This window comes from Streptomyces sp. NPDC027189, assembly GCF_055566975.1.
In genome coordinates this window covers 213,261-239,041 of sequence record NZ_JBVHRI010000014.1, presented here as the reverse complement: position 1 = coordinate 239,041, position 25,781 = coordinate 213,261, and the positions used below count along the sequence as shown (strand labels likewise).

At 69.9% G+C, this 25,781-nt stretch carries 23 protein-coding genes and 1 pseudogene; 13 read left to right on the top strand and 11 right to left on the bottom strand.

Translation table 11 applies throughout. The features are described from left to right. Position 1: 1 nt before the first annotated feature. On the top strand, positions 2-1,525 hold the full coding sequence (locus ACZ4RZ_RS30265; RefSeq protein WP_467749332.1) for an RICIN domain-containing protein: 1,524 nt from the start codon (positions 2-4) through the stop codon (positions 1,523-1,525). 18 nt (positions 1,526-1,543) lie between these two features. Here the strand turns inward: ACZ4RZ_RS30265 and ACZ4RZ_RS30260 are convergent, their stop codons facing one another. Together ACZ4RZ_RS30260 and ACZ4RZ_RS30255 are read right to left on the bottom strand one after the other, a co-directional pair. Next, the gene (locus ACZ4RZ_RS30260) at positions 1,544-2,179 is read right to left on the bottom strand and encodes a GNAT family N-acetyltransferase (protein ID WP_467749331.1); all 636 of its coding nucleotides are present in this window, start codon (positions 2,177-2,179) and stop codon (positions 1,544-1,546) included. A 49-nt stretch (positions 2,180-2,228) separates the two neighbouring features. Then, on the bottom strand, positions 2,229-3,905 hold the full coding sequence (locus tag ACZ4RZ_RS30255; RefSeq protein WP_467749330.1) for a rhamnogalacturonan lyase B N-terminal domain-containing protein: 1,677 nt from the start codon (positions 3,903-3,905) through the stop codon (positions 2,229-2,231). Between the two features lie 191 nt (positions 3,906-4,096). Between ACZ4RZ_RS30255 and ACZ4RZ_RS30250 the strand changes: the two genes are divergently transcribed. Both ACZ4RZ_RS30250 and ACZ4RZ_RS30245 read left to right on the top strand, forming a co-directional pair. Next, on the top strand, positions 4,097-5,146 hold the full coding sequence (locus ACZ4RZ_RS30250; protein WP_467749329.1) for a rhamnogalacturonan acetylesterase: 1,050 nt from the start codon (positions 4,097-4,099) through the stop codon (positions 5,144-5,146). A gap of 82 nt (positions 5,147-5,228) precedes the next feature. Further along, complete coding sequence (locus ACZ4RZ_RS30245; protein ID WP_467749327.1) at positions 5,229-6,929, top strand: DUF2264 domain-containing protein; 1,701 nt, start codon at positions 5,229-5,231, stop codon at positions 6,927-6,929. Here the strand turns inward: ACZ4RZ_RS30245 and ACZ4RZ_RS30240 are convergent. Then, complete coding sequence (locus tag ACZ4RZ_RS30240) at positions 6,874-8,274, bottom strand: hypothetical protein (protein ID WP_467749325.1); 1,401 nt, start codon at positions 8,272-8,274, stop codon at positions 6,874-6,876. The two genes, ACZ4RZ_RS30245 and ACZ4RZ_RS30240, sit on opposite strands and share 56 nt — an antisense overlap. Positions 8,275-8,389: 115 nt before the next feature. Between ACZ4RZ_RS30240 and ACZ4RZ_RS30235 the strand changes: the two genes are divergently transcribed. Both ACZ4RZ_RS30235 and ACZ4RZ_RS30230 read left to right on the top strand, forming a co-directional pair. Continuing rightward, the gene (locus ACZ4RZ_RS30235; protein WP_467749323.1) at positions 8,390-8,848 is read left to right on the top strand and encodes a hypothetical protein; all 459 of its coding nucleotides are present in this window, start codon (positions 8,390-8,392) and stop codon (positions 8,846-8,848) included. Continuing rightward, positions 8,845-9,612 carry an isocitrate lyase/PEP mutase family protein gene (locus tag ACZ4RZ_RS30230; RefSeq protein ID WP_467749321.1) on the top strand — a complete coding sequence of 256 codons (768 nt, stop codon included), beginning with the start codon at positions 8,845-8,847 and terminating at the stop codon, positions 9,610-9,612. The genes ACZ4RZ_RS30235 and ACZ4RZ_RS30230 overlap by 4 nt, the downstream gene beginning before the upstream one ends. Before the next feature lie 435 nt (positions 9,613-10,047). Here ACZ4RZ_RS30230 and ACZ4RZ_RS30225 read toward each other — a convergent pair whose 3' ends face one another. Then, on the bottom strand, positions 10,048-10,635 hold the full coding sequence (locus ACZ4RZ_RS30225) for a TetR/AcrR family transcriptional regulator (RefSeq protein WP_467749320.1): 588 nt from the start codon (positions 10,633-10,635) through the stop codon (positions 10,048-10,050). A 761-nt stretch (positions 10,636-11,396) separates the two neighbouring features. On the opposite strand from ACZ4RZ_RS30225, the gene ACZ4RZ_RS30220 reads away from it, so the two are divergent. From ACZ4RZ_RS30220 to ACZ4RZ_RS30210, 3 genes are all read left to right on the top strand, one after another. Then, positions 11,397-11,654, top strand: a complete 258-nt coding sequence (locus ACZ4RZ_RS30220) for a hypothetical protein (protein ID WP_467749318.1) — start codon at positions 11,397-11,399, stop codon at positions 11,652-11,654. 208 nt (positions 11,655-11,862) lie between these two features. Continuing rightward, positions 11,863-12,480 (top strand): NADPH-dependent F420 reductase, encoded by a 618-nt coding sequence (locus tag ACZ4RZ_RS30215; RefSeq protein WP_467749317.1) that lies wholly within the window; start codon positions 11,863-11,865, stop codon positions 12,478-12,480. A 43-nt stretch (positions 12,481-12,523) separates the two neighbouring features. Further along, positions 12,524-13,531: a zinc-binding dehydrogenase gene (locus tag ACZ4RZ_RS30210; RefSeq protein WP_467749315.1), complete on the top strand. Its 1,008-nt coding sequence runs from the start codon at positions 12,524-12,526 to the stop codon at positions 13,529-13,531. An 89-nt stretch (positions 13,532-13,620) separates the two neighbouring features. Here the strand turns inward: ACZ4RZ_RS30210 and ACZ4RZ_RS30205 are convergent, their stop codons facing one another. The 4 genes from ACZ4RZ_RS30205 to ACZ4RZ_RS30190 form a co-directional block, all read right to left on the bottom strand. Further along, the gene (locus tag ACZ4RZ_RS30205; protein ID WP_467749314.1) at positions 13,621-14,253 is read right to left on the bottom strand and encodes a TetR/AcrR family transcriptional regulator; all 633 of its coding nucleotides are present in this window, start codon (positions 14,251-14,253) and stop codon (positions 13,621-13,623) included. A gap of 297 nt (positions 14,254-14,550) precedes the next feature. Next, positions 14,551-14,745 carry an alpha/beta fold hydrolase gene (locus ACZ4RZ_RS30200; protein WP_467749312.1) on the bottom strand — a complete coding sequence of 65 codons (195 nt, stop codon included), beginning with the start codon at positions 14,743-14,745 and terminating at the stop codon, positions 14,551-14,553. Continuing rightward, positions 14,738-14,983, bottom strand: coding sequence for a DUF397 domain-containing protein (locus ACZ4RZ_RS30195; RefSeq protein ID WP_467749310.1), 246 nt, complete (start codon positions 14,981-14,983; stop codon positions 14,738-14,740). Before ACZ4RZ_RS30195 ends, ACZ4RZ_RS30200 begins: the two co-directional genes overlap by 8 nt. Then, the gene (locus ACZ4RZ_RS30190; protein ID WP_467749309.1) at positions 14,980-15,822 is read right to left on the bottom strand and encodes a helix-turn-helix domain-containing protein; all 843 of its coding nucleotides are present in this window, start codon (positions 15,820-15,822) and stop codon (positions 14,980-14,982) included. Before ACZ4RZ_RS30190 ends, ACZ4RZ_RS30195 begins: the two co-directional genes overlap by 4 nt. A 153-nt stretch (positions 15,823-15,975) precedes the next feature. Here ACZ4RZ_RS30190 and ACZ4RZ_RS30185 point away from each other — a divergent pair, with 153 nt between their 5' ends. From ACZ4RZ_RS30185 to ACZ4RZ_RS30165, 5 genes are all read left to right on the top strand, one after another. Beyond that, on the top strand, positions 15,976-16,419 hold the full coding sequence (locus tag ACZ4RZ_RS30185) for an ATP-binding protein (RefSeq protein WP_467749307.1): 444 nt from the start codon (positions 15,976-15,978) through the stop codon (positions 16,417-16,419). A 139-nt stretch (positions 16,420-16,558) separates the two neighbouring features. Continuing rightward, positions 16,559-18,265, top strand: a complete 1,707-nt coding sequence (locus tag ACZ4RZ_RS30180) for a PHP domain-containing protein (protein WP_467749305.1) — start codon at positions 16,559-16,561, stop codon at positions 18,263-18,265. Beyond that, complete coding sequence (locus tag ACZ4RZ_RS30175; protein WP_467749303.1) at positions 18,262-18,849, top strand: hypothetical protein; 588 nt, start codon at positions 18,262-18,264, stop codon at positions 18,847-18,849. Before ACZ4RZ_RS30180 ends, ACZ4RZ_RS30175 begins: the two co-directional genes overlap by 4 nt. A gap of 378 nt (positions 18,850-19,227) precedes the next feature. After that, on the top strand, positions 19,228-20,067 hold the full coding sequence (locus tag ACZ4RZ_RS30170; RefSeq protein ID WP_467749301.1) for a phosphotransferase: 840 nt from the start codon (positions 19,228-19,230) through the stop codon (positions 20,065-20,067). A gap of 511 nt (positions 20,068-20,578) precedes the next feature. Further along, positions 20,579-21,226 carry a class I SAM-dependent methyltransferase gene (locus ACZ4RZ_RS30165; RefSeq protein ID WP_467749300.1) on the top strand — a complete coding sequence of 216 codons (648 nt, stop codon included), beginning with the start codon at positions 20,579-20,581 and terminating at the stop codon, positions 21,224-21,226. A 299-nt stretch (positions 21,227-21,525) separates the two neighbouring features. On the opposite strand, the pseudogene ACZ4RZ_RS30160 reads toward ACZ4RZ_RS30165, so the two are convergent. The 3 genes and pseudogenes from ACZ4RZ_RS30160 to ACZ4RZ_RS30150 form a co-directional block, all read right to left on the bottom strand. After that, positions 21,526-21,681, bottom strand: a pseudogene (locus ACZ4RZ_RS30160) (ABC transporter ATP-binding protein); the annotation flags it as partial. A gap of 59 nt (positions 21,682-21,740) precedes the next feature. After that, positions 21,741-22,910, bottom strand: a complete 1,170-nt coding sequence (locus ACZ4RZ_RS30155) for an MFS transporter (RefSeq protein ID WP_467749298.1) — start codon at positions 22,908-22,910, stop codon at positions 21,741-21,743. Further along, positions 22,903-25,773 carry a glycoside hydrolase family 2 TIM barrel-domain containing protein gene (locus ACZ4RZ_RS30150; RefSeq protein ID WP_467749296.1) on the bottom strand — a complete coding sequence of 957 codons (2,871 nt, stop codon included), beginning with the start codon at positions 25,771-25,773 and terminating at the stop codon, positions 22,903-22,905. The genes ACZ4RZ_RS30155 and ACZ4RZ_RS30150 overlap by 8 nt, the downstream gene beginning before the upstream one ends. Positions 25,774-25,781: the final 8 nt, after the last annotated feature.

Genomic DNA, 25,781 nt, shown 5'->3' with positions numbered 1-25,781 from the left:
CATGAGCCGCAGTGAACGACACCAGGAACACCACGACGCACACCACGGCGAACACCAGGGCGCACAGCGCCACGCACGACTCATAGGCGCCGTAGCCGGGCGAAACCCCGGGACGAGACGCCTGTACGCGATCCTCGTCGCCCTGTGTCTCGCCGTGGCCGGAGCTCTCGCCACCGCCGGGCCCGCCCAGGCCGCAGCGCAGACCATCACCAACGGCACCCAGTTCACGGACACTTCGGGCAACGCCGTGCACGCGCACGGCGGCGGAGTCATCAAGGTCGGCAGTTACTACTACTGGTTCGGCGAGCACCGCAACGCCGACAACACCTTCCAGTACGTGGACGCCTACCGCTCCACCGATCTGAAGAACTGGGAGTTCCGCAACCACGTGCTGAGCCAGTCGAGTTCGTCCGAGCTGGCGAGCGCGAACATCGAGCGGCCGAAGGTCATGTACAACGCGTCCACCGGCAAGTTCGTGATGTGGATGCACAAGGAGAACGGCACCGACTACAGCGAGGCGCGGGCCGCCGTAGCCGTCTCGAACACGGTCGACGGCAACTACACCTACCAGGGCAGCTTCCGGCCGCTCGGCCAGTACATGTCGCGCGACATCACGGTCTTCGTCGACACGGACGGCACGGGTTACATGGCGTCGGCCGCGCGTGAGAACTACGACCTGCAGATCTACAAGCTCAGCGCCGACTACACCGGCATCGACAGCCTGGTCGCCGACCCGTGGCACGGCGGACACCGTGAGGCACCCGCGCTCTTCAAGCGGGGCGGGGTCTATTTCATGCTGACTTCGGCCGCGACCGGCTGGAACCCCAACCAGCAGCAGTACGCCACCGCGACGAACATCGCGGGTCCCTGGACGGCCATGACGAACATCGGCGACTCGACGGCCTTCGGTTCGCAGACCGCGTACGTCCTTCCGGTGCAGGGGACTTCAGGTACTTCGTACCTTTACATGGGCGACCGCTGGGGCAACTCCTTCGGGGGTACGGTGAACGACTCTCGTTATGTGTGGCTGCCGCTCACCTTCCCGACCTCGACCACGATGTCCATGTCCTGGTCGCCCGAGATCACCGTCGACACCGCCGCCGGATCGGTCACCGGGACGAGTGCCACCTACAACACGCTGATCGCCCGGCACTCCTCGAAGTGCGCCGACGTGACCAGCCAGTCGCTGTGGCAGGGCGCCCAGATCAAGCAGTACGACTGCAACGGCGGCAACAACCAGAAGTACTGGTTCAAGTCCGTCGGCAGCGGCTACTACCAACTGATGGTCCGCAACAGCTCCTTGTGCGTCCAGGAGAACGCCACCAGCGTCACCCAGGAGAACTGCAGCGGCTCGGCGACCACCCAGCAGTGGTCGGTCACCACCTCGGGCAGTTACGTCCTCCTGAAGTCCCGCGCGAGCGGCGAGTGCCTGGACGTGTCCGGCGCGTCCACCGCCAACGGCGCCGCCCTGATCACGTACACCTGCAACGGAGGCACCAACCAGCAGTGGACGCGAGGCACTTGAGCCGTCGAAGAACCGCGCTCAGAAGTCGATCCGCATGACGGCCCGCCGAGGGCTGGGGCGACTCACCTCGGCGAAGCCGGCGTCCGCGAACACGTCACGGCTGCCGACATGGAGCTCACCCCAGGTGATCTCCATGCCGGGCTGGGTCAGCATCGCGTAGGCCTCCAGCGCGCGAGCGCCGCGGTCGCGGGCGAAACCGACGGCGGCGCCGGCGAGCGCGTACGTGATGCCGCGCTTGCGGAATCCCCTGCGGGTGACGAAGCACGTGACGGCCCAGACGCCGTCGTCGGTCTTGTCCTCGTCACGTCCCGTCCAAGGCGTGCGGGTCCGGAGCAGACGCGGGTAGGCGGTGCGCGGCTCGACCGCGCACCAGCCGACCGGCTCTCCGCCGAGATGGGCGACGAGCCCGCTGGTCGACCGGGCATCCGGGTTGCCGCACGCGGTCTGCTCACGCAGCCGGTCGGCACGTTCGGCGTCGGAGACCGAGCCCCACTGGGAAGCGCCGATCTTGTACCGCTGGCACTGGCACTTCCCCGGATAGTCGGTCGTCCCGAAGATCGCCCGCAGATCGTCCCACGATGCCTCGTTGGCCGGGACGATCGTGAGTTGGCCGGGTGCGATGGGCCCGGGGACGTCCGTCTTCTCGTCGCTCATGACGGGGGAGGCTACCCGGCACCACTGACACGGTGCCGGGCAGCGGAGCTCAGGCCAGCAGGTCGATCGCGTCGATCGACGTGCCCGCGCTGAGGTAGCTCGTCGTCCCCGAGCCGCTCACCACGTCGATCCTCAGCACGTTGTACTGGCTGGAATCCGTGAGCCACGCACTGGCCGGAACGCTGTATGTGAACGTGTAGTTGTTGCCTCGATACGAACCGACCGTGAGCGATCGGGTGCTCGGCTGCGTGGGCGGTGAGGGGATCGACGACGCCCAGCTGTTGACGGTGACCTGCGGCCGGCCGTTCGCGTACGCCGTCGTCACCCCGATGCGCAGGGTGTGCGCGGCCGCCGCCTGGGCCGCGGTGAGCTTGAAGTAGACGAGCAGCCCGCTGTTCACGTCCTTCCAGATGTACGCGGGGAAGGACGCGGTCTCGCTGCCGCTGCCGATCACCACGTTCCCCTTCCAGGCGGAGGCACGTACGTCGGACGGATGCGCGTACGTCATCAGTGCCGCGTTCTTGAAGCCGCTCGGCGTGCCGGTCCAGTCACCGATCCGCCAGATGGCGCCCGCGTTGCTCGGGTCGTTCGAGGAGGGGATCGCGATCGTGTTGAGGGTCGTCGTGGCGCCGGCCGCCACCGTCACCGAGGCCGTGTGGACGGCGAGTTCGTCCTTGAAGACGGTGAGCGTGTACGTCCCCGGCAGCACACCGCCGATCGAGAAGTAGCCGTCGGAAGCCCGCGCCGAACCCCAGTACTGCGCGGCCGAGTTGGCCAGCCCGACCGTGTACGGGTGGGCCGTGTTCCGCCCGGTGATGCCGACGCCCGCGATCCGGCCCCGGCCGCTCGCCGCGACGTACCCGGAGATGCCGAGCGAGTCCGCCCACGAGGTGGTCAGGGTGCCCGGGAAGAGGGACGAGGAGGGCGCGCCGCCGTCCGTGAAGGCGATGACGTACGGGCCCTGGAGGCCGAATCGCTGGGCCTCGGTCTGGTTCTCGCCGTAGTAGAGGATCTCGTACAGACCGCCGCCGTCGGCGCTCTGATGGCGCAGCAGGGAGCGGTAGAACGGGCCGCCGGACGCCTTCTCGTGGTTGCTGCGCACGATCCACAGGCCGGCACCGCCGGTGCTCCAGCCGATGTAGTCGTAGTCGATGACGCGGAGCTTCGAGTAGTGCTTCGAGCGGGTCTGGCCGTCGGACTTCGCGAACACGTCCGAGGCCTCGATGGTGGTGGGCGCGTATGTGTAGGAGTCGGGTTCGTCGTTGAGGAACAGGCCCGCCTTGACGCGCACGATGTACCGGGTCGCGGACACCGACGTATCGGCCTTGTTGGTCCACAGGTAGACGTTGTTCTCGCCGCTGCGTGCGGCGTAGTAGTGCCTCAGCGTGCCGTACGCGACGGAGATCAGGATCGTCGAACCGGACTGCGCGATCGTCACGGTGGAGGTGCCGAGACCCGACTCGACGTGCGAGTTCTTGCCACCGTAGCCCTGGTACTCCGTGCCCTTGTAGACCAGTGAGGTCAGGTCGCCGTTGGTCTTGCTGACCTTGAAGACCAGGTTGGCGCCGGTGTCGACGACGTAGTTCGAGCCGTCGTCCCTCCAGCCGAAGCTCGCCGCGGACGCCGACCCGGCGAGCGGCCCGGTGAGGGCCGCCGAACCGGCGGCGGCCGCGCTGCCGAGGACGAAGGTACGGCGTCGGACCGGTCTGTTCGCGGATCCCGACATGGGGGTGCCTCCTTCGGAGGGGTGGGGGGTGCGGGTGTTTGGCAGAGTGACAGTTGAATCGATTTCGCGAAAGGGCTTTCGCGTGCCAGGGATTGGTAGTCGTGTGAAATCGAGCCGCAGTCTAGAAAGCGCTTGCGCGTGAGCGGTACGGTCCAGCGGCCAGGTCTTGTCGTCCTGTTGGAGGAGCCGCAATGAGACGTTTCGCCGTCACCGCCGCCGTGTCGGTCATGGCCGCCGCCACCGCCCTGTCGGCCACGCCGGCGCAGGCGCATGGCGGGCCGCGCGCCCTGGGCCCGGAGAACTGCGCGGCGAGCGCCTGCCACTTCGACGTCGCGCCCGGCACGTACGACGTCCGTGTCGTCCTAGGCGGGGAGGCCGCGGCCAGTACCGCCGTCAGCGGCGAGACCCGCCGCTCCCTGCTCCCCGAGACCGCCACCGAGGCCGGCCGGACCGTGGCCCGCAGCTTCACCGTGAACGTCCGTACCCCCGAGGGCGAGCCGACCGGCCCCGAGGGCACCCCGGGCCTGGACCTCGTCATCGGCGGTTCGGCCCCCGCGCTCGCCGACATCCGGGTGACCCCGGCCCGCCCCCACACCCGCCAGATCTTCCTGGTCGGCGACTCGACGGTGTGCGACCAGCCGGGCGACCCGTACTCGGGCTGGGGCCAGCAGTTGCCGCAGTACCTCCGCCAGGGTCTCTCGGTCGCCAACTACGCGGATTCCGGCGAGAGTACGGTCACCTACCTCGCCACCCCGGCGCTCTTCCCGACCGTCCAGCCGCTGATCGGCGAGCACGACCTGGTTCTCATCCAGCTGGCCCACAACGACAAGACGACCGACGAGGAGACGTATCGCGCCAACCTCGAAACGCTCGTCGCGGGCGTCCGCGCCCAGGGCGGAGAGCCGGTCCTCGTCACCCCCATCGTGCGCCGCTGGTTCAACGCGGACGGCACCCTGAACAACAACACCGCGCTGCTGGTGAACGGCCTGGGCGTCGACCACCCGGCCGTCATCCGCTCGGTCGCCGCCGCCGAGGACGTTCCGCTGATCGACCTCACGGCCAGGACCAAGGCCCTCGTCGAATCCCTGGGCGTCGAGGGTTCCAAGGCGATCTACCTCTACAACGAGAAGCGGGACAACACCCACACCTCGGTGCACGGCGCGACGGTGTACGCGGGTCTGGTCCGGGACGGACTCGTCGCCCAACACCTGGTGCCGGACGGCCTGGTGAGGGTGGGATGAACTCCTGGGGCGTCCCGACCGGAACCGGGGCGCCCCAGGTACTGGCACCTCCGCATCTCCCGACCGGAACAGGACCTGATCGATGCCACCCGAGGACCGCACCCTCAGCCCGTACACCGGATACACCCGCGCCCACTGGGAGGCGGTCGCCGACTCCCTGCTCGCCGCCGTCGCGCCGTACGCGACCGAGGACGGCGCGCTCTACCACCTCCCCGGCACGCACACGAGCTGGTCCGGCAGGCTCTCCGACGGCCTGGAGGGCTACGCGCGCACGCTCCTCCTCGCCGCCTTCCGCCGCGACGAGGAGGTCCTGGAGCGGTACGCGGACGGCCTCGCCGCCGGCACGGCGGGCGTCTGGCCCCGCGTGGAGCACCGCAGCCAGCCACTCGTCGAGGCCGCGTCGATCGCCCTCGCGCTGCGCCTGACCCGGCCGCTGCTGTGGGACCGCCTCGACGACGGCGTACGGCAGCGGGCCGCCGCCTGGCTCGGCGACGCGCTGACCGCCGAAGCCTGGCCGTGCAACTGGGAGTTGTTCCCGGTGACGGTCGGCGGCTTCCTCCAGGAGATCGGCCACGAGCCCGAGGCCTCGCGCACCGCGATCGACCGCGGCCTGGAGCGCATCGAGCAGTGGTACGTCGGCGACGGCTGGTACACCGACGGCGACGGCCGCAAGTTCGACTACTACAACGGCTGGGCGATGCATCTGTACCCGGTGCTGCACGCGTGGCTGGCGGACGACGCCGGCTTGCTGGAGCTGTACGGGGGCCGACTGGAAGCCCATCTCGCCGACTACGCCCGCCTGTTCGGCGGCGACGGCGCGCCGATGCTCCAGGGCCGCTCCCTGACCTACCGCTTCGCGACCACCGCACCCCTGTGGCTCGGCGCCCTCACGGGCCGTACGCCCCTCTCGCCGGGCGAGACCCGACGCCTGTCCTCCGGCGCCCTGCACTACTTCCTCGACCGGGGCGCGGTGGACGATCGCGGCCTGCTCACCCTCGGCTGGCACGGTCCCAACGAGGCGCTCCTGCAGGACTATTCGGGCCCGGCCTCCCCGTACTGGGCGAGCAAGGCCTTCCTCGGGCTGCTCCTGCCACCGGACCACGAGGCCTGGACGGCGCGCGAGGAGCCGGGCCCGACGGACCGCGCCGACACGGTCACCCCCGTCGGCGCGCCCAACTGGCTTCTGCAGTCGACCAGTTCCGACGGCGTGGTCCGCCTCCACAACCACGGCAGCGAGGACGTCCGCTACGACCCGTACTACACACGGCTCGCGTACTCGACGACGACGGAGCCTTCACCGTCGTACGACAACAGCGTGATCGTCGGTGACGACGCGAGCCGTACGGACATCGAGCCGCTGGGGGTGGGCGCAGGCTGGGCGGCGTCCCGCCACACGGTCACGGAGGGCATCCGGGTCACCAGCCTCGTCGTCGCCCGGGGCGCGGTGGAGGTACGTGCCCATCTGGTGGCGGGGGCGCCCGCCGGGACTCCGGTGTGCGTCACGGGATGGCCGCCCGGAGACGGCACACGATCCGAATTCCTTCCTGTACACGGCCTGTTGGACTCCACCGGCGTAACCGGAGAGGACGCCACGCTCTTCGTCGCCCTCGCCCGCCTCACCGCCGACCCGGATCCTCTGCCCCTCGCGGAGCTGGTGTCCGTGAAGGTCGAGGGGGCCTACGAGGTCGGCGTGAGCTGGGCCTCGGGGGAGTCGGCGCGCTTCCGCTTCAGTACTTCAGACGCGCGATCCTCAGAGTCGTCGTGGTCGGTGAGGCCCCTGTGAGCGCGCTCGTGTAGGACGGCGTGACGGGAGCGTAGGCCCAGGTCAGGGAGGAGTCGGGGAGGGCGGCGATATCACCCGTGATCCGGGCCTGGACGACCTTGTCCGCGCTCTGGAACTTGCCGTTCCAGTCGATGAGACGCAGGTGGGTGTCGGTGAAGGTCCCCGTGCAGGTACCGGCCGTGCACTTGGGGTTCTTCAGGGACTCCCAGGAGACGAGCAGGCGGTCCTTGCCGTATGGGGCGACGTGGACGTTGACGTGTTCGGTGCCGGGGGCGCTGGTGAGGTACACCGGCTTGCCCGAGGGAGTGTTGCGGTTCTTGAGGAAGGCGACGGCCACCTGGTGGGTGCTCGTCCTGGGCTTCACGGTCCAGCCCCGGCCGCTCGCGTCGTCCGGGTTCTTGGCGGCGGAGGCGGCGCCGCGGGAGCCGAAGGCGGTGGCGTAGCGGCCGGTCGAGGACTTCACCAGGTCGCCGGTGCGGCTCGCGAACGTGCCGCCGCAGTAGCCCGCCCAGCACTGCTCGCGCTGCACGACCGGCGCGGTGTCGGGAGCGCCGATGCCCGTCGAGACGAACAGGCCCGAGCGCCAGTCGTCGAAGCAGAGCGAGGTGAAGGCGCCGGACGTCTCGGCGTGCAGCGCGATGCCCTCGTTGTGGCTGCAGCCCCAGCTCCAGCCACCGCTGAGCCTGGCCCCCTTGGCGCTGATGTACGACAGCTTGTCGCCGTAGTGGCCGTCGGCGGCCCCGCCCGCGCCGTGCACGACGAAGTAGGTGCCGTACTTCGATCCGTTCCAGGTCAGTTGGCCGTCTAGGAGCGGTGCCGTGTCGTGCGAGGCGGTGCCCGTGAGCTTCGTGCGGAAGGTCTGCTTGCCGTTGGTGTAGCGGACCAGGGCCGCCGCCGTCTCCTTCCACTTGTTCGTGTCGGAGACGCGGGTGAGGAGGGCGAAGCCGTCGTTGTGCGCGACGAGTCCGCCGACCTCCTTGGCGCCCTTGACCACCGTGTCGGCGGCGGACCGCCTGCCCGCCGCGGTGAGCGGCGTGACGTGGATGCCGTCGGAGGCGGGCCAGGCCACGCGCAGGGTGCCGTTCGGCGCCACGGCGGTCGCGGTGCGGGTCCACTCGCGGGAGTTGTTGTAACCGGCGGACAGATAAGGGAACTTGGCCGACAGACTCACGGTCGTGTGGGTGACGGCGAGGCTGTCGGTGGCCGTCGTCGCCCCGTTGGCGGTCGCGTACCACGCTCCGGCGAGCAGTCCCGCGGCCGCGAGGGCGCCCACCACGGGCTTGCGGGTGATACGGCGACGGCGGTGCGTCGTGCGGGCAGGCGCGCTGCGTCTTGCGTTGGTCATGCCGGGCAGTCGCCGCCGACGGGCGAAAGGTTGCCCCCGCCCCTCGGAGTGATCTGGCTGATGTGGCGGCTACGGTTCGGCGGGCACCGAAGTGTTCCGCGTCTAGCGTTTCGACATGACCGATTCCCCGAAGGAAACACCGGCCGAGGCGGTCGTCGCCATGGTCGACCACGTCCTCGACCTCGCGGCCACCTGGACCGCCTGGGAGGGCAAGCCCGCCCGGGTCGACGACCGTGTCTACACCCCGCACAAGGCGATCCGACGCGTCGCCGACCATCTCGTCGACCACCTCGCCGAGCTGGAGGCCCGGCTCGTGGGTGAGGCGCCGCAGCCCGACCGCTGGCACGCCTCGGCGAGCACTACGCAGGCGGACCTCGCGCCGTTCACGCGGGAGGACCTCGACGAGGCGCGCAGCCGGCTCACACGCCTCGCCCGCATCTGGGCGAACCGGCTCGGCGAGCTGACCGACGAACAGCTCGACGACTCCCCGGGAGAGGGCTGGACGTTCCGCGAACTGGCCACGCACCTCACGGGATCGACGTACTACGCGGATGCCGTCGGGAGGCAGGCATGACCCCCTTCTCCGCACTCCACTACGCCGACACACCGCTGCTGCTGCCCAACGCCTGGGACCAGGCCTCGGCGGCGGCCCTCGCCGCCCAGGGCTTCGAGGCGATCGCTACCACCAGCCTCGGCGTCGCCGCTGCCGCCGGGCTGCCGGACGGTGCGGCGGCGACCAGGGACTTGACGCTGCGACTCGCCCGACGGCTCAGTGCGTGCTCGTTCCTCCTGTCGGTCGACGCCGAGGACGGGTTCGGCCAAGACCCGGACGACGTCGCCGAGCTGGCGCGCGAACTGGCGGCCGCCGGGGTGGTCGGCATCAACATCGAGGACGGCCTCGCGCCCGTGCAGCAGGCCGCGGCGAAGATCGCCGCGATCAAGGCCGCCGTACCGGACCTCTTCGTGAACGCCCGCACCGACACGTACTGGCTCGGCGACGGCAGCCATGCCGAGACATGCCGTCGGCTCGACGCCTTCCAACAGGCGGGCGCCGACGGCGTGTTCGTCCCCGGCCTGAGCGACGCCGACCGGATCACCGCCCTGGTGAAGAACCTCGACGTGCCGCTCAACATCCTCTACTCACCCCTGGGTCCCACCGTCGCCCAACTCGGCGACCTCGGCGTACGCAGGGTCAGCCTCGGCTCCCTGTTGTACCGGCGGGCGCTGGGCGCGGCCCTGGACACGGCCGCGGACATCCGGGCGGGACGGCCGCCGCGAGGCGTCACGCCTGCGTACACCGACGTGCAGGCGCTCAGCGCAGCGGGCCCCAACCCCTAGCACCGCAGGAACCACCAGATACACCCCGGAGAAGGCCAGTACGACCGCGACCAGCGCGCTCCCCACGAAAACGCGCTGTACCGCAGAGCGCTCCGCCGGGGGAGGGGCACGACAGCGGCCGGCATTCCGGCGAGGGTGACGGCGGCGCGGCAGGCCGAGGTCGCCCGGAGCAGCACCTCCGGGCCGATCACGCCGGGCGCGGCGACGAGCGGTACGGCCGGCACCTCAGCAACCCGGTGACGACTCCGCTCGGCCCTGCCGAGTGAACGTCCGGGCCGGCAGGTCCGCGAAGTCGACGGAGTGCTCCAGGCAGCCCAGGTGACCACCGGGGAACTCGACGAGGTCGGCACCTACGAGCAACTCGGCGGTAGGTGACCGGCCCCACCGGGAATGATCAGCAGCACCGGGCCGCTGCCGCACACGTCGTAGTGAAGGTCACTCATGATCGTCGCCCGCTGTCCGTGGCCAGTGCTCCAGGGCCACATGCAGCGCGTCCAGCGCGCGCTCCCAGGACGCCTGTACGTCACGGGGGGCGCCGAATCCGCCGATGGCTTCGAGGTTGCAGTAGCCGTGGAAGGTGCTGCGCAGCAGGCGTACCGCGTCGGTGAGGTCAGGCTCGGACAGCCCGTACGCGCGCAGCATGCCGTACGTGACCTCGGCGGTGCGCCGGCCCGCGTCGGACTCGGCGGCGACGGCGGGGTCGAGCTGCAGATGCGTGGCCCGGTACCGCCCCGGCCGCTCCAGCGCGTACTCCCGGTAGGCGCCCGCGAAGGCGACGAGCGCGTCCTTGCCCGCGCGGCCGGCCACGGCGGCGGCGATCCGGTCGATCATCTCGTCGGCCGCGAGGAGCGCGATCCGCTCGCGCAGCTCCCGCACGCTCTTCACGTGCGAGTACATGCTCGCGTCCTTCACCCCGAACTGCCGCGCCAGCGCGGACACGGTGACGTTCTCGAAGCCGACCTCGTCCGCGAGATCGGCCGCCGCCTCCACGACACGTTCGGTCGTGAGCCCGGCACGGGCCATGTGTCACCACCACCTGTTGCTCGGCTGAACCTAGGATATCTAGGTTGCAACCTAATGTGCACAGGTTTATGGGGGCAGGTGCTGATGCAGTTCCGGCAGGGCGCGGATCCGACGCCTGCCTTCCCGGACATCGCCTCCGCGGCGGCAGGCCTGTGCGGGAAGGGCCTTGCAAGCCGGTGGGCCACTGCCCGCATCGGGACGCCAGGGCCTACTCGCGGCCTCCGAACCCACCGCACCGCGTGCGCCGTGGGAACGGGTTGCCGTTCCTGGCTTCGGGCGGGGCGCATGGCAGGTGCGCACCCCCGCCGGTTGCATACTCCAGATCCGAGTTATTTACTAGTAGGTACAAAACCGGAAATGCGCAGCAGCTCCTCGGGGCGGAAGTGCCGTGACTCCCGTTGCCGAGGGTGTCGGCAGGTGGCTGTGGATCACTTGAGGAGCGGAGACGCGCAGACTTCCTTGCAGCTCTCGGCAGGCTGAACACACCGCCGGGTCGCTGCACGACCCGGTGCCGGGCAGCCCGCGTGCTCGTCGCCTGCTCGGCAGCGCCTCCGTGGCGGCAGACCTGACTCTGCTCCAGCATTCGTGATACGTGGTGCTCGGCTTCGCCGCGGCGGCCGTCCTTGCTGCCTTCGCTTTGACCCCGAGCACTAGGCGGTCACTTCAGGCGCCCGAGACAGACCGGCCCCGGGACCCTCCAACGGCAGGGGCCTGCGGCGCGGAGGGCGAGGACGCTGCTCGTCCCGTTCGTCGTCGGCTCCATGAGCGGCGAGCCCTTCACGCCCGACCAGAATCTACTGAAGGCGAAGAACATCACCACAACGGAGTTCTGGATGTACCAGGACGAGTACCTCCCCCGTCATCCGGACCTCGGTGCGGAGTCGGCGCGACTGGTCGCGGCGGGAAAGCTCACCTTGCCCTCTGCCCCCGTCTACCCGGCCAAGGACTTCGCCGAGGCCCTCGCGTACCTGGAGAAGAACGGCAAGGTCCTCTTGGACTTCAACCCTCACCGCGTGTAGTCGTCGTCACGGCACAGCACCGAAGGCCCCAGGAAACGGAATCGCCGAAGACTCCCGCCACCAGCGAGAGCAAGGGCGGGGGCGGTGGATCACTTGACAGGCGGAGGCGCACGGTCCCCTCTGCAGGCTGAAGACACCGCCGGGTCGGTTGCACGAGCCAATGCCGGGCAGCCCGCGCGGTCTCTGCACACGATCAAGGAAGAGCACCATGAGCACACACGGCACCATTGGCGTACTCGGCGCAGGAGAAGTGGGACAGGCGGTCGCCGACAAGGCCGTCCGCCACGGTCATGAGGTACTCATCGGCAACAGCCGGGGCCCCAGGACTCTCGAAGCTCTCGTGGGCAGGCTGGGGCCGAAGGCCCGTGCGGTAACGGCCGAGGAGGCGGTGAAGCCGGAGCTCGTTTTCCTCTCGGTGCCGTTCTTCGCCGTGCCGGAACTGACAGGCCTCACCACTTGGGCCGGGAAGATCGTCGTCGACACGACGAATCAGTTCGCAGCGGCCAACCCCTGGCGGGGGCGGTACGACGTCGGTGACCTCACGGGCAGCGAGTGGGTTGCCCGCCACCTTCCCGGCGCCCGGGTCGTGAAGGCTCTCAACACCCTGTACGCCCCGTTCATCGCCGCAGACCCCCGGCATACCGAAGGACGCCAAGTGGCCTTCTACGCGGGCGACGACGCCGACGCGAAGGCGGCCGTGGCCGGCTTGCTGGACGAATTCGGATTCGCCGTCCTGGACCTTGGCGGTCTGCGGGAGGGCGGGCGGCTGATGCAGCTGGACGGTGCACTCAGTGCAAAGCACCTGCTGCTGCAGGACGTCGGCTGACGCCCCGGTCAGCCCCCACTCTCGAGCGCGCAGGAGGAGCATCATGAACCGTCGTGTCGTCTACACCCATGGCGGGTCGCCGGCCAACGTCCTGACCGTGATCGAGGAGCCGGAGCCGACAGCGCCCGGGGGCGGTCAGGTCCTCATCCGCACCACCGCCTTCCCGGTGCACCCTGGTGATCTCCAGGCCGTTGAGGTCTACCCCGGGGAGGCGGCAAAGGCGGTTCCCGCCGGCGTGGAGGCCACAGGCGTGGTGGAGGCGATCGGCCCGGGAACACGCGTGGCGCCGGGCGTCACGGTCGGCAGCCGCGTAACGGTCTTCCCGCAGGCGGGGGCCTGGTCCCAGTGGATCGTGGCGGATGCCGAGACGGTCGTCGCCGTACCGGACGAGCTGTCGGACGAGGTCGCGGCGCAGATGCTGGTGAACCCGCTCACCACGGTGATGCTGCGCCGTGAGGCGCAGGAGCACCCGGCCTTCGGATACGACGGTCTTCTCGTGCAGACCGCCGCGGGCTCGTCGGTCGGGCGGCTGCTGACGGGCACGTCCCTGGTGCACAACCTGTCGCTCGTCAACGTCGTCCGCAGCGACCGCGGTGCCGCCGAACTGCGCAAGCGATTCCCCGACGTGCCGGTCGTGGCGACAGAGCATCCTGGCTGGGCAGACGAGGTCCGCGAAGCAGCCGGCGGCCGCCCGGTCAGTGTGGCCCTGGACCCGATCGGCGGGAAGCTGGCGGAGACCCTGCTGGACCTGTTGACGCCGGGCGGGAAGCTGGTCAGCTACGGGCAGATCGGCGAGGAGCCGATCTCGGTACATGCGTCGACGCTGCTGCACAAGTCGCTGACGCTACGGGGCAAGAACATCGGCCGGTGGCTGTCCGAGGCCTCCGCCGACAGACGGGCATCCGACGTCGCCACCGCACAGCTGATCGCGCTCGCGCTCAAGGACCAGTTCGACGTGGCCGCAACGTACGGCCTTGACGAGCTGGGCATCGCCCTGGAGCACGCGGTACGGCCCGGCAAGATTGGCACCGTCCTCGTCCGCCCCTGGTAGCCGCCGCTGCCCGCTTCGCTCTTGTGACCCCTCTGCGACCGGTCGGCTGCGCGCCTGGCGACAGCCGCCTTGTGACGCCGTAGCGACGATCAGGCGCCGGTCGAGGACCTGGTACCCGGCGCATGCTTGTCCGCCGAAACGCAGGGAAGGAGCGCCAAGGCCTGCTCTGCAGCCCCGTTGACGACCTCCGGAGTGGCTCCCGCCTTGCCCAGGGCCTCAAGCCCCCGGAGCACGGCAAGCAGGAGGCTGGCGAGGCTGTCTGCGTCCGCGTCAGCATGCAGAGAGCCTTCCGCTTGGGCCCGCGCGATGCAGCCCCGCAGCGCGCCATGCAGCCCAGGGACAACCGCGGCGATTCGCTCGGCAACGACCTCGTCGACGGCCGACAGTTCCGCTGCGATCTTGGCCATCATGCAGCCGCGCCGTTCCACGTCCCAGATGATGCCTTCCGCGACATTACGTACATGCCGCTCCAGCATGGGCAGGGCCGGTCCGGGGCCGCCCAGAGCTGTGCGCCAGGCTCTCAGTGCGTCACTGTTGTAACTGTCGAGAGCCCGCAGGAACAGCGCGTGCTTGTCCTCGAAGGCTCCATACAGACTTCCCCGACCCAGGCCTGTTACAGCGCTCAGGTCGTCGATGGAGGTGCCGTTGTAGCCCACGGACCAGAACTGATCGCGGGCAGCCCGCACAACCTCTTCTTCGTCAAACTGTCGAGGCCGAGCCATGGGGCAACTGTACGCCGCGTACAACGGCCGAGATCGCCGTCGGCGGCCTGCTCGAGTTCGACGCAGTCAGCGCTTTCCTGAAGAAGGGGTGCGGTGGGCCGCGGGCCAGCGGCAGCACTCATGCCAGTGCTCCCCTCGGCAGCCATGGCCACCTACGCCCGCGACCCGCGCTTGCGGTCCCACCGCCGTACCGGCATCACAGCAGAGGCGTTCACCGAGCGGCCGAAGGCTGAGCGCCAGATCCTCAACGGACAACGGACAACGGACAACGGACAGGAACAAACCCTGTCCATAACGTCAGCTCGAAGGAGTACGTACCGGGGTGCGGCCGTGGCACCGCAGGTCCGGCACGAGCACGCGGTGGGTGGCGGCGAAGTGGGCCGCCACCTCGTCCCACGACGTGCCGTCCGAGGTCAGCTCGTGCACCAGCACGAGGGGCGGGGCCTCGGAGTTCCCCGACTCCCGGTACGCGAGCCGTACTTGGTCAGCCACGCGCGGTGAACTCGACGAAGTCCGTCCAGGCGGTGGGGGAGAGGGTGAGCTGGGGGCCGCGGGTGTTCTTGGAGTCGCGGATGTGGATGGTGGCGGGGCAGGCGGCGACCTCGACGCAGTCGCCCGAGCTGTCGCCGCTGTAGCTCGACTTGCGCCAGGCGAGGCCCACTTCGACGCAGTCCCCGTCGCCGCTGCTGCTGTAGCTGCTCTTGAACCAGGTCTGTTCGGTGGTGCTCATAGCGCTCCTCGCATCCGCTCCAACAGGCTCCGGGAGTCGTCCGGCGTGAGAGCCTGTGAGCGCAGTTTCGCATAGCGCATGTGGAGCACACTGATCGTTTTCGGATTGGCGGCGAACTGACCGTTTTCCTGCCCCTCGCAGTAGCCGAACCACTCGTTCTCGGGGGTTTCCAGCAGCTGGATGGGGCCGTTGAGTCCCGCGTGGACGCCTCGCGTCAGCGGCATCAACTGCAGTTCCACGTTGCGCGGTTCCATGGCCTCCAGGACGTGGTCGATCAGCTCGCGCGTGACGTCCACCCCGCCGGTCTGTCGCAGGAAGACGTGCTCCTCGACGATGAAGCTGAACGCCGTGTTGGGGCGCTCCCTGAGGAGGGACTGGCGCTCCAGGCGAGCCGCGATCTGGGCCTCGATCTGCGAGTCCGTGAGCACGGGTACCCGCTCGCGAAAGAGAGTGCGTGCGTACCCCTCCGTCTGCAACAGCCCCGGCACCAGCCGGTTCTCGTACGTGTAGAGGCTGATCGCCTGCTCCTCCAGCTCCGCCCACGGACGGAACCAGGACGCCAGGCCCTTCTCCCGCCCCGCGTGCTTGTAGACCCCCTTCAGTACGCCGAACGCGTCCAGGACCTCTTCCGCGCGATCGACGAACCGGCGATGCGGGAAGCGTCGCCCCTGCTCGATCGACGCGACCGTGGACGGCTGGTACTGCACGAGCGGCGCGTACTCCTCCTGCGTGTAACCCGCCCGCTTGCGGAAGGCCTTGTGGACCGCCCCGAACGCCTTCAGAGTGTCGGGCGGTTCGGTCTCGGTCGCGTTGTCGATGCTGATGGTGCTGTCGGTCATGCCGGGAACCCCCGAGCTTCTTGGTGCCAACCCCGCCGAGTCACCAAGGGTCACGCAGGGTGACGCACACTGTCCAGTCCGTGAACTCGTACACCGCGCTTTGTACGAGTGGCGGAGCTGGTCGACCCCCGTGCCCCACGGGACCGTTGCCGCATGCAAGGAGAGACCCAAACTCAAGTCCCCGTCACCGTACGTACGTTCACCCAGCTCTACAGCTCCACCCCGCGAGGGGCCCGGCTCGCGCGGCGGCTCGTCGCGCATCGGATGGACGCATGGGGGTTCGCGTACGACAGCGAGGCGAGCGAAAGCGTGACCCTCGTCGTCGCCGAGCTCGCCGCGAACGCCGTGCGGCACGGGCGTGTGCGCGGGCGCGGCTTCCGTGTGCGGCTGGTGCTGGGCGACGGCGTCGTACGCGTGGAGGTGGCCGACGGGCGGACGGACCGGCTGCCCGTTCTCCAGGAACCGTCGGACGACGAGGGCGGTCGCGGGCTGCTGCTCGTCGCGGGGCTCGCCGAGCGCTGGGGAGTGGACCCCCGGCCGGGCGGCGCGTACAAGGTCGTCTGGGCGGAAGTCCGGACGCAACGGACGGGCGGATGACCGACTTGCTCGCGGACTGGACCAGTTGACCCGCCTGGGTCGCTCGGCGATCACGCACCGGCCGTTCACCGTTCATGTTTCGCATCGAATCTCCTCGTGACACGCGTCCATGGGGTGGCGCGCGACTCAGGAGGCGGTCATGGGGCACACGCACGGACACGAGCACGGGCATCACCACCATCACCACCACGAGGAGTCGGGCGGCGCCCCGCTTCCCGCCGCCTTCGACACCTCCGTGCCCGACGAGGCGCTCACCCCCGACCAGCAGTCGCGTCGCTCGCTGCTGCGCCGCGCCGGACTGCTCGGCGCGGGACTGGCCGCCGGAAGCGTTCTCGCGCAGGGGGCCGCCACCCCCGCGTACGCCTCCACGGACAGCCGGAGGAAGAACGGCTTCCTGTGGCTGGCCGGCGACCACCACATCCACACGCAGTACAGCAGCGACGGCAAGTACCGCGTCGGCGACCAGGTCCGCCAGGGCGCCCGACACGGCCTGGGCTGGATGGTCATCACCGACCACGGCAGCGAGACACACGCCAAGATCGGTGTGGAGAAGGTCAACCCGGACATCCAGGAGGCCCGGGACGCGTACGAGGACACGCTGGTCTTCCAGGGCCTTGAGTGGAACATCCCGGCTGCTGAGCACGGCACGGTCTTCGTCCACCCCGGCAAGAACGAGGTCGCGGTCCTCAAGCAGTTCGAGACCGACTACGACGGCAGCGTGAAGGGCGCCTCCGACTCGACGCCCGCCAACGAGGCGCTCGCCGTCGCGGGCCTCAACTTCCTTGCGGAGCAGGTCGAACGGCGCAAGGTCAAGGACGCCCTGATGCTCGCCAACCACCCGGCGCGGCGCGGTGTCGACTCGCCGCACGAGATTCGCGGCTGGCGCGACGCGACCGGCTCGGGCCATCAGATCGCGGTCGGCTTCGAGGGTGCCCCGGGCCACCAGGCGGCCGGTATCGCCGCCCCGCTCGGCATGGGCCGGGCCCGTGGCATCTACGACAACAGCCCGAGCGCCAACTCCTTCGGCGGGTACCCGCTGGAGAGCTACCGCACCTGGGGCGGCTTCGACTGGATGACCGCCACCGTCGGCGGCCTGTGGGACAGCCTCCTCGCCGAGGGCAAGCCCTGGTGGATCACCGCCAACTCCGACTCCCACCAGGTGTACACGGACACGGCGGTGCGCGGCGGCCCGGACAGTGACTTCCTTGCCAACGGCAAGCACACCGACCCCATTTACGGCGGCAAGGTCGACCTCACGCAGGGCGACTACTGGCCCGGCCAGTACAGCCGTACGCACGTGGGCGCCGACGGGTTCTCGTACGCGGCAGTGATGGACGGCATCCGCGCCGGGCGCGTGTGGGTCGACCACGGGCAGCTCCTCAGCGGTCTCGACGCGCGAGTGGCGGGCGGCGGCCGTTGGGCCACGCTCGGCGGGGCGCTGCACGTGACGAAGGGCACGCGGGTCACGCTGACGGTGGACCTGGGGCTGGCGGGCGGTCCCAACTGGGCAGGCTTCGTACCGAAGTTGGCGCGGGTCGACGTCATCCAGGGTGATGTGACAGGCGCGGCTTCGGACCGGGACACGATGACCGCTCCCACCGCGAAGGTCGTCCAGTCGTACGAGGTGAACAAGTCCACCGGCACCGTGCGTCTCACGTATGACCTCGGTGCCGTCGACCGCCCGGTGTACGTCCGTCTGCGCGGCACCGACGGCAACCGCTCCGCCGTCGGCCTGATGGGCTCGGCGGTCGACCCGGCGGGCCCTGCCGTGGACGTCGTCGGCGACGCGGACCCGTGGAAGGACCTGTGGTTCTACTCCAACCCGGTGTGGGTCCTGCCGTCGTGACCGAGCGGTACGAGTACGTCGTCGGAGTCGACACCGGCCTCGTGGGAGCCCTGCGGGAGGCCGACCACCTGCTGCGCGGGCTGGCTGTCGAACTCGGCGCGGCCGAGGACGTGTTGGGCTGCACGCACCATGTACGGGACGGGGGGCGCCCGCACACGGCGCTGTCCTTCGCCGTGCCGTCGGAGCGTGCCGCCCGCGCGGCCTTTCAGCGGCTCGCGGAACGGGAGTTCGGGGTCGCCCTCGGCGCCGAGCGGCACGGTCCCGCCGACCTGGCCGCCGGGGCCGCCCGGGCCGCCGCCGAGCACGCGGCGCGCACGGGTGGCCGCGCCGTGCTCTACGCCGGGTCCGAGGCCCTCACCGGCACGGTGACCGTAGCCCGGCTGCTGGCCGGCTCCGCCGTGGACCGGGTCGCCGTACTCGGCGCACCCGACGGTCCCGAGCCGGAGCGGCGGATCGTCACGCGCGACCACGTACGCCCGGAGTGGCGCGAGGGGCAACTGGTCCTGACGGCGATGCCGGCCGCGGGCGGGACGCTGGTCCCGTTCGAGGTGCCGGAGCCCACGCCCTGCTGCGCGGACCACTGAGGGCGGACGCCCGGGGGCAGCGGGCGGTCGAGGGCAGTCGGCCGGCCCGCCCATGACGGCCGTACGACGGCGGCCGTCGCCGCCCGTTGGGGCATTCACGACCCCCGGCACCTCGCCCGGGCCCTGCGGACGCACTACGGACAGACGGCTCGCGACCTGCGGCAAGGGCGCGTCACGCGGCCGGATTGAGCCCGTTCGACAGACCGGTGTACGCGGGGGGCTTCGCCGCGTAGTTCCCGTCGTACGGGAGAGCGGCGCCGTACCCGCCGAAAGTGCCCAGGATCCAGGAGCACTTGTCGCTGACCGGGCCCTACGAGGGCCATCGCCCCCCGATGGCGGCCGTGAGGAAGCGAGAGCCGGACGAAGGCGCGGCGGCCCATGCGGGCGACGAACCGGTCTCCCAGCAGCCGTCCGAGGAGGAGCCGACTGCTCTATCATCGACGGGTGATTGAGGACGGCGCCATCGACCAGGGCAGCGTTACCACGGTTCGGCGGGTCGGCGAAACCATCAGGCGTCCCGTGGGGGAGTGGACGCCCGCGGTGCATTCGCTGCTGAAGCACTTGGAGACGGTGGGCTTCCGCAAAGCGCCGCGCGCGCTGGGCATCGACGGCCAGGAGGAGGTGCTGTCCCTGCTCCACGGAGAGCCTGCCCTCAAGCCCTGGCCTCCCTTTCTGAGGTCTTCGCGCGGACTTGTGGAGCTCGGGCACTGGCTACGGGACTACCACAATTCCGTGCGCGATTTCCGGCCTTCGCCCGGCTCCCGCTGGCAGCTGCACGAGGAGGAATGGCGGCCAGGCATGGTGATCCGGCACGGAGACCTCGGCCCGTGGAACTCCATCTGGGACGGCGACCGCCTGACCGGTTTCATCGACTGGGACTGTGCAGCGCCCGGATACGCCATGGACGACATGGCTCAACTCGCTTGGTACGCGGTGCCGTTGCGCCCGCTGGATCCCGAACGGGCCCCCTGGATCACTGACATGACGGCGTTGCGTACCCGCCTCGAGATTCTCTGCTCCGCTTACGGAGCGCAGCCGCCCACCGTGCTGGACGCCTTGGAGGGGCTCCAGGAACGCGAGTCCGAGCGCATCCGACGCCTGGGCGCGCGCGGACTCGAACCGTGGGCCGGCTTCCTGGCCCGGGGCGATGCCACTGAGATGCGTGATGAAGCGCGCTGGCTTCAGGAGAACCGTGGCCTGCTGCTCGGCAGCGTGTGAGATCTCACGCGCGGGCGCCATCGGCAAGGACGGCGACGCCCTGGCAGTACTTCGCCGAGAACCGGTAGTTGCTTGAGGACGTCCCCACCGCGAGACCGGACGAGACACCGCGCTCCCGCACCGCCCACACAGATCGCGGTGCACACCTACGACGCTCAGATCACCGAGCACAAGACCCGCAGTTCAACTCATTCTGAAACGATCAGTTAAGGCTCCGCACGCTCGATCAGCAGGTCGCGACGCTGCGGGAGCAGGGTGCGCTCGTGCTGCCCACGGACGAGGACGAGGCGATCGCCGTCGTCGGGTCGGGTGAGGGGCTGAGTGGGGGCCACCCCGCCCCGAGCCCAAGCACGCCCTCCTCCCGCATCCATCAGACAGAACCCGGACAAGCACGACACCGGACCGGCCCCGCCCTTTCAGGGATGAACCAGCGATAGCCCGGGCGAACGGACGGGAGGGAAGATCGTGATTCTCTCGGCTCGCCTCAGCGCCAGGAACTACTGTCGCGAGCATGGTCGAACACGATGCCCTCAGTGCCACCCGCGAGGCCTACGACGCTGCTGCCCCCACCTACGCGCAGCTGTTCCGCGACACGCTGCGTGACAGTCCACTGGACCGCGCGATCTTGGGTGTCTTCGCTGAGGTCGTACGTGCGAGTGGGGACGGTCAGGTCGCAGACCTGGGGTGTGGGCCTGGCCATATCACCGCTTATCTGGATGAGTTGGGGCTGGCGGCGTTTGGTGTTGATGCCTCTCCTGCGATGATCACGTTGGCTCGACAGGCCTATCCGGGCCTGCGGTTCGACGTGGGCTCGATGGCCGCGTTGAACATCGCTGACGGCGTGCTGGGCGGCGTACTCTCACGTTGGTCCATCATCCACACTCCGCCGCGGGAACTCCCGGTCATCTTGGCGGAGTTCCATCGTGTGCTGGCACCTGGCGGCCACCTTCTGGTCGGCTTTTCGGCAAGCGATGATCCGTCTCACCCGACGCAGGTCTTCGATCACGCAGTCGCGCCGGCCTATCGGTGGTCGCCGGATCACCTCGCCGCGATGCTGCGCAAGTCCGGGTTGGCCGAGGTGGCCCGGATGGTTCGCGAGCCTCAGCCCACCGACCGACGGCAGTTCCAGGAGATTCAACTGCTCGCCCGCAAAGCCTAAGCAGGGGCTGTCTGACCGAACACATGACTGCATCCAACCTGCCGGACGAGGAGCCGTCAGGCTCCAGGCGTCGACTCGTGATCAGGGCTCACCGCCCGTTCGACCTCCGATTTGGTCGAACGAGGGGACTCCGAGGGACACCTTCGATGACCTGCGCTCCGGCGGGCATCGAGCTCTGCCGGGCGTGATGGGCTCGGACCGTCTCGATCACCTCGTCGGCCCCCGCCGCCAAGTAGATCTGCGTGGTGGACAGATGCGCGTGCGCGAGCACCCCGAACCACCATGTCCGAGCACGGCCGTTCTCCGGGGGCCACGTCGAAGGTGACGTCGGAGACCGCTTCCTTCGCGACTCGCTCCGGGCTGACGAGAGACTTGAGGGCGCCGGTGAAGCCGGGGCGGCGGACGGTGGTGTGAAAGGTGCGGGAGAGGCCGCGGACCTGGATGCTGCCGTTCACACCGGTGGAGCTGCTGCCCCCGTTCACAGCGGCGGTGCTGTTGACTCGGTTCACGCCCTTCATGTCGCACGCTCCCGCGTCAGCCGCATCAGCCAGACCGTCGCCACCAGCGACGCGCCTGACAACATGGTCAACAGCCACGGCACCGCGTGAATCCCGGACGCCTCGATGCCCACACCGAGGAGCGGTGGCGCCGCCACCCCGCCGATCATCGACGCGGCGATCACCCAGGCGCCCGCCCGCTTGGCCCCCGGCAGCGCCTGGTTCAGCCACGGCAGACCGGTCGGGAACACCGGTGCGATGAACAGGCCCACACCGGCGTACGCGACCGGCGCCGCCCCCGGTATCAGCGCCAGCAGCAGGCACGCCGTCATCCCGGCCGCGCAGACCGCGAGGATGCGCTCGGGTGCGTACCGGAGCGTGACCGGGACGACGAGAAAACGGCCCGCCGTCATCATCAGCCAGTACACCGAGGTGGCGGAGGCGGCGACCGTCGCGCTGTAGCCGACGGTCTCCAGGTGGGTGGGCTCCCAGCCGCCGACGCCCGCCTCGACGGCGACGTTCAGGATGTACAGGGCGAGGAAGCCGGCCAGCACACGGGAGAGCAGCCCACCGGCGGCGGGCTTCCCGGCGGACTCGGACGCGGCAGGCGCCTCGCTGCGCACCCCGCCCGTGCACGGGATCAGCGCCGCCGCCAGCACGGCACACGCCCCGAAGGCGTACCCGTAGTCATCGGGACCCACCCACGCGATGAGCGCCGGACCGAGCACCGCGCCGATGCCGAAGTGGGCGTTCAGCACATTCAGCATCGCCGTCGAGCGGTCGCCGAAGCCGACCGCGAAGAGCTGATTGAGGCCGTAGTCGATACCGCCGAAGCCGAGGCCGCCGAGGAAGGCGGCGGCGAGGGCCGACGGCCAGTTCGGCGCGAACGCGAAGCCCGCGCCGCCCGCCGCCATCAGCGCGTAACTCGCCGCCAGCAGTGCTCTGTTACTGATCCGGGAGTGGATCGCGTTGAAGGCCAGGACGCCCGCGACCCCTCCCGTGAAGTGCAGACTCAGGCCGAGCCCGGCTCCGGACGGAGACAGGCCGAACTCCTCCCGCAGGCCCGGCACCGCGGGCCCGTAGAGCGCCTGAACCATGCCGATGAGGACGAACGCGACGCAGGACGCGACCGCGGCCGGACGGCTGAAGAGCCGGCCGGCCGCGATGGGGGTGAGGGTGTCAGTCATGGATCTCCGAGAAGACGAATGAGAACTCCGCGGGAGCAGCCCGCAGTTGGTGCTTCGGCAGCGCCCCGGGACCGCACGACTGCGAGCCGATGCCCTGCTGACCGTGGTCGAGGTTGACCCAGACCGTGTCGCCGGGCGCCAGGTCCGTCAGATGCTCGGCGACGTCGAGCTGCTCGGTCGTCCAGCGGCGCGCGGTGAACCAGAAGGACGGATCGCCCTCGACGCGCAGACCACCGATCTCCGCCCAGCGGACATCGGCCCGGGCGCCGTTCTCCTGCGGACGCACGTACGGCGTCTGCAGCTCGTCGACCGTCGACTCCCAACGCGCCACCATGGAAGCGGACTTGGTGTCCGGATACCCCTCACCGGGACCACCGCCGAACCACTTCACCCGGTCCGCCGAGCCCGAGAGCCCCAGGCGGATCCCGAGCCGTGGCAGCGGCAGCTTCCAGTCGCCCTCGGGCGCCACGGACACGGTCAGCCGCAGCCGCGTCCCGTCGGACGTCCACCGGTACACCGTGCGCAGGCCCACCTCCCAGGCGGCGGGCGCCACCCGGGTGCGTACGGTCAAGGCGTCGTCGCCCAACTCCACGGCGTCCAGCCGGTGTCGCATCCGGTGCAGGCCAAGCTTGCGCCAGAGCAGGCCGTAGCGCTCGTCCGGCTGCCAGTGCGCGCCGTTGTCGTTGTCGGTCGGCGCCCGCCACACGTCCAGGCGCAGACCGGTGACGTCGACCCCGCCGATCGTCCGCAGCGCACCGGTGCGGGCGTCGAAGGCTGCCGGGCCGAGGGTGATCCGCCGCTCGCCCAGCACGGGCCCGTCGGACTGGGCCATGCGTGGCAAGGCCCGTTCGCCGACGGGAAGTTGAGCCCAGGCGACCTCGTGACCCCGCGGCGCCCACGCCGTCCCGGCGGCGAGCACCGCCCGTACCGTCCACTGTGTCTCGGCCCCGCCGCGCGCGTCGGCAGGCGACGTCGGCAGCTTCACCTCGGCCGACTCGCCGGGGCCGAGCGCGGGCACGGTCAGCGCGCCCGCCTCGACCGTCTCGCCGTCGACCTGGTACGACCACTCGAAGGCGAGCGCCGAGAGATCGGCGAAGTCGTAGGCATTCGTCACGCGCACGGTCCCGTCCGCGCCATCACTGACGATGCGAACAGGTTCGATCACCTTCTTGTACTCGATGAGCCCCGGCGACGGCGTCCGGTCCGGGAAGACCAACCCGTCACAGACGAAGTTCCCGTCGTGCAGCTCCTCGCCGAAGTCGCCGCCGTACGCGAACCCGTACCGCTCGTCCTTGATGCCGTGGTCGATCCACTCCCAGATGAAACCGCCCTGGATGCGGTCGTAGGACTCGAAGAGGCGCTGGTAGTCGGCGATGCCGCCGGGGCCGTTGCCCATGGCGTGCCCGTACTCGCAGAGAATGAAGGGGAGCTGACGCCGCTTCAGCGCGCCGCCGTCCAGGCCCCGGCCGATCCGCTCGACCTCCGCGTGGCCCGCGTACATCCGTGAATACACGTCTGTGTCACGGCAGTTGATGTCACCCTCGTAGTGGATCAGCCGTGAGCCGTCCCGGCCGCGGATCCATTCGGCCATGGCGGTGAGCCCGCGCCCGGTGCCGGCCTCGTTGCCGAGGGACCAGACGACGACGGACGGGTGGTTCTTGTCGCGCTCGACCATCCGGGCGGCGCGATCGAGCAGCGCCGGGGTCCAGCGGTCGTCGTCGACGGGGTTGTCGCGCCAGGCCTGTTCGGTGAAGCCGTGGGTCTCCAGGTCGCACTCGTCGACGACCCACAGGCCGTACTCGTCGCACAGGTCCAGGAACGCCGGATGCGGCGGGTAGTGCGAGGTGCGGACCGCGTTGATGTTGTGCCGCTTCATCAGCAGCACGTCCTCGCGCATGGTCTCCAGGTCGAGGGCGCGGCCCTGCTGCGGATGCCATTCGTGACGGTTGACGCCCTTGAAGAGGATCGGTCGGCCGTTGACCTTGATCAGGCCGTCCGCCAGCTCCACGGTCCGGAAGCCAATGCGGAGCGGGACGCGTTCGCCCTCCGTGGCCAGCACACCGTCGTACAGATGGGGGACTTCGGCGGTCCACGGCCGGACCGCGACGGTCACCGACTCGCCGGTCGCGACATCGATGTCCAGGGCCGGCACGGTCACCCGGCCGTCGACGTCGGAGTCGACGCGCAGGGTGCCCTCACCGGTGACGTGGTCGTAGGACGCGTGCACGAAGAAGTCGAGGACGCCGCCCGCCGGGCGGTGCAGCAGCGTCACGTCACGGAAGATGCCCGGCAGCCACCACTGGTCCTGGTCCTCCAGGTACGAGCCCGCCGACCACTGGTGGACGCGGACGGCGAGCACGTTGCCGCTCGGCTTCAGCAGATGCCCGACCGCGAACTCGTGCGGCAGCCGGGAGCCCTTGAACTCGCCGATGTCCGTGCCGTTGAGCCAGACACGGGCGCAGGACTCGACACCGTCGAAGCGGAGGACGGCGCCGCCGTCCGAGGGCCAGTCGGACGGCAGGTCGAAGACCCGCAGATGATCTCCGGTCGGGTTCTCGGTCGGCACGCGCGGCGGGTCGACCGGGAACGGGTAGAGATGGTTGGTGTAGATCGGCGCACCGTGGCCTTGGAGCACCCAGTGCCCGGGGACCGAGACTTCCGCCCAGTCCCCGGCGTCGTAGCCCTGCTCGGCGAACGAGTCGTCCTCCGCGTCCGCGGTCACCGACAGCCGGAAGCGCCAACTGCCGTTGAGTGACAAGGACGTGGAATCCGAGGACGCGTACCAGGCCCGCGGCGGCAGCGCGCCGCTGCCGGGCGAGACGTTCTCGACGTAATCGATGGAAGTGGTGGTGCGGAAAGACATCGGTCTCC